Genomic DNA, 9,197 nt, shown 5'->3' on the forward strand with positions numbered 1-9,197 from the left:
CAAAAATTTTATTTCTTCGTCTGTTAAATTAAAATCCATATTTTGATTATACCATAAATTAAAAAATTGACAAACTTAAAAATTTTCAGTATATACTAATTTTTATATATAAAATTATTTCTTTACCAAATTATATAATAAATTAACTTCCTTAATTTTAGTAGAATAAGGCGGATATTTAGTTTTTACTTCAAAACCATATCCTTTAGCTAAAACAGTTGTTTCTTTTGAGAAGCATTTAAAGCTATAATATCCATGATAATTACCCATTCCGCTGTTTCCAACTCCTCCAAATGGAGCATTAGAATTTAATATATGGCTTATAGTATCATTAACAGAGCAGCCTCCGTAACTTATCTTCTCTATAAAATAATAATTAAAATCAATATCTTCAGAAAATATATACATAGCAAGAGGGTTAGGACATACTTTTTCTATTATATCTCTGGCTTCTTCTTTTGTTTTATAATAAAGTATCGGGAAAATGCTTCCGAATATTTCATCTTTTATAATATTAGCTTCTAAGTTTTTTGGTTCTACTAATGTTATAGAAATAGACAAATTATTATCATCATATTCCCCGCCGTAAATAATTTTGCCGTCATTTAAATATGATTTTAATCTTTTATAGTGATTTTCATTTATTATTCTGTGGAGATTTTTTTCATCATTGAATAATTTTATTTCATCATTAAATGCTTTTAAAAATCTTTCTTTTAAGTCTTCTCTTATCAGTATATAGTCTGGTGATACGCAAGTTTGACCCGAGTTTATAAACTTGCCCCATATAATTCTTTTTACAGCCTTATTAAAATTATCTCCTTTTATATCATCAATTATAACAGGTGATTTTCCTCCAAGCTCTAATGTTACGGGTGTAAGAAACTCTGAAGCATTTGACATAATAATTTTTCCAACTCTAGGAGAGCCTGTAAAAAATATTTTATCATATTCTATTTTGCTTACATTTTCTGGCGGTATACTTTTATCTACAACAGCAATGTACTCTTCATCAAATGTATCTTTAATAGAATTATATATTACATCATAAACAGTAGGTGTTAATTGAGAAGGTGCTATTATAGCAGTATTTCCAGCTCCTATTGCACCTATAAGCGGAAGAAAAGTTAATTGTATAGGGTAATTCCAAGGCGATATTATTAATGATACTCCAAATGGTTTATTTATTATAGTAGTTTTTGAATCTATAGTTACCATATTTCTTTTTGCATTTTTATTATGCATCCATTTTTTAAGATTTTTTATGAATGTTTTAATCTCTTCCATCACAAAAAATAATTCTGTGCCTATAGCTTCAAATTCTGACTTCTGCATATCTTTATACAGAGCATCTATAAAATCTCTTTCATATTTTATAAGCATTGATTGTAATTTTTTTAATTGTTTTATTCTGAAATCGTATGATAATGTTTTTGAACTTTTAAAAAATTGTTTTTGTTTATCTCTTAATTCTGTTAAATTCATTTTTCCTCCGTTTTTTGTTTAAATATATAAAAAATAATAAGAAAATTACATACTTTTTTATAAAATTTTAATTAAATATATAATCATCATAGTAAGTCAAAATGTAAAATTTGTTTGCAAAAAATGAAAAAAATAATAAAATAATAATTACTATATAAAAACTATTTTTGATGAGGTTCAATGAAAAATCAAATTCTTCATATATTTAATAAAAGAGTATTATTATTTGCTGTTTTTTTTGAAGTTATTATTATAATAATGACTTCTATGTTAGATGCTAAGGGAATATCGTTAAAAGAAAATATTATATCAAAAAATAAGATTAATTACGGAACTGCTTTAGAACTCTATAATAGAGAGAAATATTTAGAGGCTTATAATCAATTTACAAATATAATAAATACAGAAGAAGATTTACTTATAAAAGATTATATTATATATTATGGGGCTAAAAGTGCATTATATACTAATATGTATAATGAAGCTATAGATTTGTACTCATTACTTATGAAAGAGTATCCTCGTTCATCTTTGTATCCTTATGCAGAACAGTATAAGGCATTGGCAGAGTTTTACAGAGATGATTATCCAGTGAGTAATTTTTTTAACAGCAAAGCACAGAAATGGATTAAAGAGTTTGTTGGTATTAGAGCATTAAGAGATACTGATGATACCAATAAAGCTAAGATGATAGCTTATGAGCTTTTAAGCAGATTTTTAAATAGGGAAGCTATTATATATTATAATAATAATTATGAAGAAGATATAATGTCATTTGATAATGATTTGAAATATAAAGTTTCTACAGAGCTTTATGAGGCTGGGTATAGAAAAGCATCTTTACAATATTTTGAATATTTTTATGATAATAATTTATATAAAGCCAATTCAACATACTATATGGCAAGAATAAAACAGCAGTCAGGAGAAAGAGAAGATGCTGCAAAATTATTTGATGAGTATTTGTCAAATGCAAATAATAAAACTCATAGAAGGTTAGGGCTTTATTATTCTGCTGACAATTATAATAAATTAAAAAACTATGATAAATCTATTGAACTTTATAATACTTTTTTGAAAGAATATCCAAGAGATGATTATGTGCCTAGAATATATAATAACTTTGTGAATGTAAGTTTAAATAGAAATAATCTTGTTCAGGCAAAAACTTATTTAACAAATGTTATGAAAAAATTTCCAAAAAGCTGGCAGACAGAACTTGCTTTAAAATCGTATTTAAGAAAATCATTTAAGCTAAAAAACAAAACAGAAACTTATTTTGCAACTAAGGCTTTAGAAGATAGATACCCTAGTTTCAGGCATGATTTTGCTTTATCTTGGAATATGTGGACTGCCGAAGAGTTTGGAGATGATGAGAAAAGAGATGACTATATAATGAAAAGCCTTTTAAGCAGTAAAAGCCATTATTTTATTAAAGGAGCATTAAGCCTTGCAAGTGATGATATGATTAGCAATGTAAAACTTAGCAATACTTATTATTTAAGTGAAGCTAAAAAGTATTATTCTGATTCTAATTTTACTAAATCTATGGAAATGCTTAATAAAGTGCAGTTTTTAACTTATGCTTCTACAGGCAAGGAAGATAAAACAGAAAAAGAGGCTAGAAGTATAGCTAAAAATATACTCATGCAAAGCAGATTTGTAAAAGAGATGTATTCTAAAATGAGTGAGAATGATCTCTTTAATGAATTATCTCTTCAAACTAGAAGGGAAGTTAACAAGGCTATAGTGCTTTATTATTACGGGGATTACGATAATGCATATACAGAGTTTGATAAAGTATTCAAAAAAACTCAGGTAACATATCCATTATATTATTTTGCTGAGAAGATATTTATAAGCTCTGAAAATACAAAAAGGCTTATGCAGATATCAGCTAATATAGGCAAATATTTCGGATATCCATATTCAGATAATACAGACTTGCTTCCAGATGAGCTTAGAAGAAAAGTTTATCCTAGATATTTTGATGAGTATGTTGTGCCAGAGGCTAAATATTATAAGATAGAGCCTGCATTTGTATACGGCATAATGAGAGAGGAGAGTTTATTTGATCCTAAGGCTAGGTCTTGGGTTGGTGCTATGGGGCTTATGCAGCTTATGCCTACAACAGCCGCAGCTGAGAATAAAAAAGCTAGATACAGATATGATCCTTTAGATTTAACAGACCCAAAACAAAATATTAATCTTGGAGTTTCACATTTGGGCTGGCTTTTCAGCAGTCAAAAAGCAAGCAATTATATACTTGTAGCAGCAAGCTATAATGCAGGTTCAGGACGCGGAAGAAGGTGGAAGGCTGAATACGGAACTAACAATATGTACCGTACTGGAAGATTTATTGATATAGAAGAAACTGAGTATTATGTAGAGCGTGTTATAAAGAGTTATGAGTTTTACAGTAAGTATTATAAGGATTAGTATTATAATATTTGTTATAGATATTGTATTTTAGTATATACCTAAATAACTATAGTTTGTCAATTTTTAGTTATTTGTAAATGTGATTATTATTTATAAATAGTATAAAGTATTATTCGTATTAATAAAATATGTTTTAGATGTATAGTAAATTACTTATTTGGTATAATAATAGGTAATCAGCCGCACGTATTGTTGACATTTGATAAGAATAAACAATACCGTGCGGGAAGGTACCGCAGCTCGCGGTTGACAAACTTAAAAATTTTCAGTATATACCTAAACAACTATATTTTGTCAAAAATTATTTTTTTTGTTTTTATTATTTATGGAGACTAGCCCCCACACCCCCAGTTCTTTTGTTGGCACAAAGAACCATACGCTGTACGCCTGTGGCGAAAAGACTGCATTTTTAGTCTAAATCTAGGCTATACCTTACATTTAATACGTATATTTTAAATATAAAGTTCTAGCAGTTGCATTTTTTGCAACTTTTTTGTGCTACAAAAAAGTTGATAATTCTATATAATGTACATCAGTTGACAAAATAAAATCGTTCCAGTATATATTGATGTCATTATAAAATAATTTTAAATAATAATTAAAATAGTTGTTTATGTATATTCTATTTTATATAAGTTCAATTTATTTATGAATAAAACTATTTATTTTTTACAAATAAAAAAGCTCTGCTTGTATAAAACAGAGCTTATTGTTTTTATGATGTTTTATTATATTTTTTTAAATACTATAGAAGCATTATGTCCGCCGAAACCGAAAGAATTACTTATAGCATATTCTATTTTGTAATCTTGAGCAGTATTAGCAACAACATCCAAATCACATTCAGGATCTTGTTCCTCTACATTGATAGTAGGGTGAACTTTTCCTTCAATCATACTCATAATTGTAGCAATAGCTTCTATACCGCCTGCAGCACCCAAAGCATGACCTGTCATAGATTTAGTAGAGTTAATTTTTATTTTTTTAGCATGATCTTCACCCAAAGCCTTTTTTATAGCTTTTATTTCGGCAATATCTCCTACAGGGGTAGAAGTACCATGAGTATTAACATAGCTGATTTTATCAGGTGAAATTTTAGCACTTTCTATAGCTAATGACATAGCTCTTGCTCCCATAGCACCATCTTCTAAAGGAGCCGTAATATGATTGGCATCAGCAGTAAAGCCGTAACCGCAAACTTCGGCAAGTATATTAGCATTTCTTTTTTTGGCATGTTCATATTCTTCAAGTATCAATATACCAGCACCTTCAGCAATAACAAATCCGTCTCTTCCTTTATCAAAAGGTCTTGATGCTTTTGAAGGTTCATCATTTCTAGTAGATAAAGCTCTGGCATTATTAAAACCAGCTATAGTAAGAGGATTGATAGTAGCTTCAGAACCGCCTACTACCATAATATCAGCTTCATTATCTTTTATATGTTTATATCCCAAACCTATAGAGTGGTTTGAAGAAGCACAGGCAGTAACAGTACTGTAGTTAGGTCCGTTCATTCCATATTCCATAGAAATAAGTCCAGGTGTCATATTAATTATCTGCATTGGCACAAAGAAAGGTGAAACTCTGCTAGGACCATCAGAAAGTATAACATTATGATTGGATAAAAGAGTAGTTATTCCGCCAATACCGCTGCCAAGAACACAGCCTGCTCTTAGAGGATCAAAGCCTGTTTTAGGTTCTATACCAGCTTGTTTAAAAGCATGATAAGCTGCATATACTCCAAAGTTAATGAAAGGATCTAATCTCCTTAACATCTTTTTATCGGAATAATAATCGCCTTCTAATGGTAAAGCTTCAGCACCGATTTTAGTAATAAGCTGCTCTTTTTCTGGATCAAAATATTTGCTTAATGTTTTAATTCCAGAAACTCCATTAAGTAAGTTATTCCAAAAAGTTTTAACATCATTTCCTAAAGAACTTACTATTCCAAGTCCTGTTATTACAACTCTGCGTTCACTCATATATAAAACTCCTATGATTTACAATATATTAAAAAATTTCCCGTAAAAGATTTTAATGATATCTGTTTACGGGAAAAATATAATATATTAATTATTTTTTATGTTCTTCGATATATTTAGCAGCATCTGCTACATTTTTGATTTTTTCCTGATCTTCTTGAGGAATTTTGATGTCATAACGTTTTTCTAATTCCATGATTAATTCTACTAAATCAAGTGAATCAGCGTTTAAGTCATCTACAAAAGAAGCTGTATCAGTAATTTTGCTTTTGTCTGAGATGTTTAATTGATTAGCAACAACATCTTTAATTTCATCGATTAATGCCATTTTTTAATCTCCTTAATTTTTATAATTTATAATAAAGTGCCTATTTTAAGCACGTTATATACCTTTTTTATTAGATAATTACATTGACATTCCGCCGTCAACAGCAATAACTTCTCCAGTAATATAGCTGCTCATATCTGATGATAAAAATAATACCAAATTGGCAACATCTTCTGGAGTACCTAATCTTTTTAAAGGAGTTATACTCATAATTCCTTTAACTGTATCTTCAGGAAGTACATCTGTCATATCTGTTTGAATAAATCCTGGTGCTATAGCATTTACACATATATTTCTAGGAGCAAACTCTTTAGCCATAGACTTAGTGATACCAATAATACCAGCTTTAGCAGCAGCATAATTAACTTGTCCAGCATTACCCATTTTACCTATAACGCTTGATATATTAATTATTTTTCCTTTTCTGGCTCTTAGCATAGTTTTAGCAGCTTCTCTTGACATATAAAAAGCACCTGAAAGATTTGTTGATATTACATCATTCCAAGCACTATCGTCCATTTGTATAACAAGCATATCTTTAGTTATACCTGCATTATTTACAAGTATATCTATAGAGTTAAATTTTTCTATAGTTTTAGCTATTACTTCTTTGCAGGATTCGCTTGATTTTGCATCATGCTGTAATGCTAAAGTTTCTATATTGTAAGATGATTTTAACTCTTCAGCGACCTGAGAAGCCTTATCAAGATTTGTAGCTGTAACTACTATATTAGCTCCTTCCTTAGCTAAGGATTCGGCTATTTTTTTTCCTATTCCTCTGCTGGAACCTGTTACTATAGCTGTTTTATTTTTAAGATTTAAGTCCATATTTATCCTTTTTATATGTATAAAAGATATATAATAAATGTACGCTTATATTAAAACAAAATATGATAAATTTGTCAAGCAAAAATCATAACTTTAAAATTTTCGACTTTTTTGGTTTAAAAGTCGAAGTAGTTAATTTTTACTATTAAGATTTTGTATAATTTGTTATATAGGTTTTTAAATAAAATAAAACAAGAGATAAATATATACCTCTTGTTTTATTTATATATTAATTTATTAAATATTATTTTTTAGCTTTTTCTTCTTTTGCTTTAGCCTCTTTTTTAGTTTTAGATGATTTAGATGTTTTATTTTCAGATGATTTTTTTGAAGTTTTTTCACCTTTTATCATCTCCATTGCCGCATTTATTAATTCTTCAGCCTCTTTTTTAGTTTTAGCTTCTGCAATAATGCGTACAATAGGCTCTGTATTTGAAGAGCGTACATGTAGCCAGCCTTCTTCCAAATCTATTTTTATTCCATCAATAGATGTTATTTTAGCTTTAGGGTACTCTTCTTTTACTTGTTTTAAGAAATTATCTTCATCAATTTTTGATACTTCTAGTTTTTCTTTTACTATTTCATATTTAGGTATTTCATGAACTAGCTCTGTTATAGTTTTTCCTGTTTTAGCCATTAATTCTAATATCAATGCTATACCCAAAAGCGAATCTCTTCCCGGTGTTACAGAAGGTACTATTATTCCTCCATTACCTTCGCCTCCGAAGTATAATTTATTTTTTACAACATGTGAGGAAACATTTATTTCTCCTATTTTTGTACGGTCAACAGAATAACCTTTTTCTTTTGCCAAATCATCTATCATTCTTGAAGTAGATAAGTTTACCGCAGCATTTCCCTTTCCTACAAGCCATAAATATTTAGCACATAAAGCCAAAGTATACTCTTCACTTATGATAGTACCGTCATCAAGAACTAGGGCAAGTCTGTCAGCATCAGGGTCCTGAGTAAATCCTATATTAACCTTATTTTTTTTCACTAACTCTGATAAACTTTTCATACTAGCAGCAGAAGGTTCAGCAACATGAGCAAATTTTCCAGTAAGCTCATTATTTATTGAAACTTCTTTTACTCCTAATTCTTTTAATAGGGGAGGAGCAGCAAATAAACCTGTGCCATTAACATAATCGCATGCAGCTTTGAAATTAGCTTTTTTTATTTTATCAGTATCTATAAATCTTAAAATACGTTTTATATGCTCTTCTATAGCATTATCTATTTTCTCATATGTTCCTGTTTCTAATGCTTTAACAAATCTTGAAGCCTTTTTCTCATAAAGTTTCATAAGTTCATTAACAGCTTTCTCATCTAAAAAATGTCCGCCTTTACCTATAAGTTTTAAAGCGTTCCATTCTATAGGATTATGGCTTGCAGATATCATTATTCCGCCATGTATTTTTAGTTTTTCCACCATATATAATGCTGTAGGTGTAGGTGTTATTCCTATATCTATTACATTGATACCTGATGCCATTAATGTAGAAGCTACTGCATTTAATATAGATTCTCCTGTTATTCTTGTATCTCTTGCTACCAAAACTTTTGCTTTTTTTGGAAAGAGACATGCAAATGCCGAAGTATAATCTACTATAGTTCTTATATCTAAACCATCTCCTATTATTCCTCTTATTCCTGATATGCTTGTTTTTAATGTTGGCATTTAAAACTCCTGAAAATTATATGGCTATATTATAAAATAAGTAGATATAAAAGTAAAATATTTTATTTTATAATTTTTATTGATATTTAGTTATTTAGTTTGGTGTTACATATTGAAGATTATAAATTTTCAGTATATACCTAAACAAATACAGTTTGTCAAAAAATAAATTTTTTAAATTTTGATATTTGAGTGGCTTCAGAGTCGTGCCACACCCCAGTTCTTTTGTGACACTGTCCGCCTCGCTCTGCGTGCCTTTGGCAAAAACTTTTGGCGAAGCCCGCCTGTGGTGTGTGCGGCAAAAAAGTTGATAATTCTATATAATGTACATCAGTTGACAAAATGAAATTGTTACAGTATATACTGAAAATTTTTAAGTTTGTCAATTTTTTAATTTATGGTATAATCAAAATATGGATTTTAATTTAACAGACGAAGAAATAAAATTTTT

General features: G+C 28.8%; 6 protein-coding genes. 1 reads left to right on the forward strand and 5 read right to left on the reverse strand.

The window, feature by feature from the left end; translation table 11 throughout:
• Positions 1-114: 114 nt before the first annotated feature.
• The gene (locus Q1X91_RS13650) at positions 115-1,485 is read right to left on the reverse strand and encodes an aldehyde dehydrogenase family protein (protein WP_300758688.1); all 1,371 of its coding nucleotides are present in this window, start codon (positions 1,483-1,485) and stop codon (positions 115-117) included.
• Positions 1,486-1,665: 180 nt separating this feature from the next.
• Between Q1X91_RS13650 and Q1X91_RS13655 the strand changes: the two genes are divergently transcribed.
• Positions 1,666-3,924, forward strand: a complete 2,259-nt coding sequence (locus Q1X91_RS13655; RefSeq protein ID WP_300758691.1) for a transglycosylase SLT domain-containing protein — start codon at positions 1,666-1,668, stop codon at positions 3,922-3,924.
• Between the two features lie 731 nt (positions 3,925-4,655).
• Here Q1X91_RS13655 and fabF read toward each other — a convergent pair.
• The 4 genes from fabF to glmM form a co-directional block, all read right to left on the reverse strand.
• Positions 4,656-5,909 carry a beta-ketoacyl-ACP synthase II gene (gene fabF / locus Q1X91_RS13660; RefSeq protein ID WP_020003591.1) on the reverse strand — a complete coding sequence of 418 codons (1,254 nt, stop codon included), beginning with the start codon at positions 5,907-5,909 and terminating at the stop codon, positions 4,656-4,658.
• A 91-nt stretch (positions 5,910-6,000) separates the two neighbouring features.
• The gene (gene acpP / locus Q1X91_RS13665) at positions 6,001-6,237 is read right to left on the reverse strand and encodes an acyl carrier protein (RefSeq protein ID WP_013115070.1); all 237 of its coding nucleotides are present in this window, start codon (positions 6,235-6,237) and stop codon (positions 6,001-6,003) included.
• Between the two features lie 78 nt (positions 6,238-6,315).
• Positions 6,316-7,065, reverse strand: coding sequence for a 3-oxoacyl-[acyl-carrier-protein] reductase (fabG, locus tag Q1X91_RS13670; protein WP_300758744.1), 750 nt, complete (start codon positions 7,063-7,065; stop codon positions 6,316-6,318).
• Positions 7,066-7,309: 244 nt separating this feature from the next.
• Positions 7,310-8,746, reverse strand: coding sequence for a phosphoglucosamine mutase (gene glmM / locus Q1X91_RS13675; RefSeq protein WP_300758746.1), 1,437 nt, complete (start codon positions 8,744-8,746; stop codon positions 7,310-7,312).
• Positions 8,747-9,197: the final 451 nt, after the last annotated feature.

Source organism: uncultured Brachyspira sp., from assembly GCF_949287625.1.
Taxonomy (GTDB): domain Bacteria; phylum Spirochaetota; class Brachyspiria; order Brachyspirales; family Brachyspiraceae; genus Brachyspira.

What these genes read in the sequence shown, in the direction of transcription:
- fabG (WP_300758744.1), bottom strand. Translation starts at nt 7,065, where the DNA reads ATGGACTTAAATCTTAAAAATAAAACAGCTATAGTAACAGGTTCCAGC.
- Q1X91_RS13650 (WP_300758688.1), bottom strand. Translation starts at nt 1,485, where the DNA reads ATGAATTTAACAGAATTAAGAGATAAACAAAAACAATTTTTTAAAAGT.
- fabF (WP_020003591.1), bottom strand. Translation starts at nt 5,909, where the DNA reads ATGAGTGAACGCAGAGTTGTAATAACAGGACTTGGAATAGTAAGTTCT.
- glmM (WP_300758746.1), bottom strand. Translation starts at nt 8,746, where the DNA reads ATGCCAACATTAAAAACAAGCATATCAGGAATAAGAGGAATAATAGGA.
- acpP (WP_013115070.1), bottom strand. Translation starts at nt 6,237, where the DNA reads ATGGCATTAATCGATGAAATTAAAGATGTTGTTGCTAATCAATTAAAC.
- Q1X91_RS13655 (WP_300758691.1), top strand. Translation starts at nt 1,666, where the DNA reads ATGAAAAATCAAATTCTTCATATATTTAATAAAAGAGTATTATTATTT.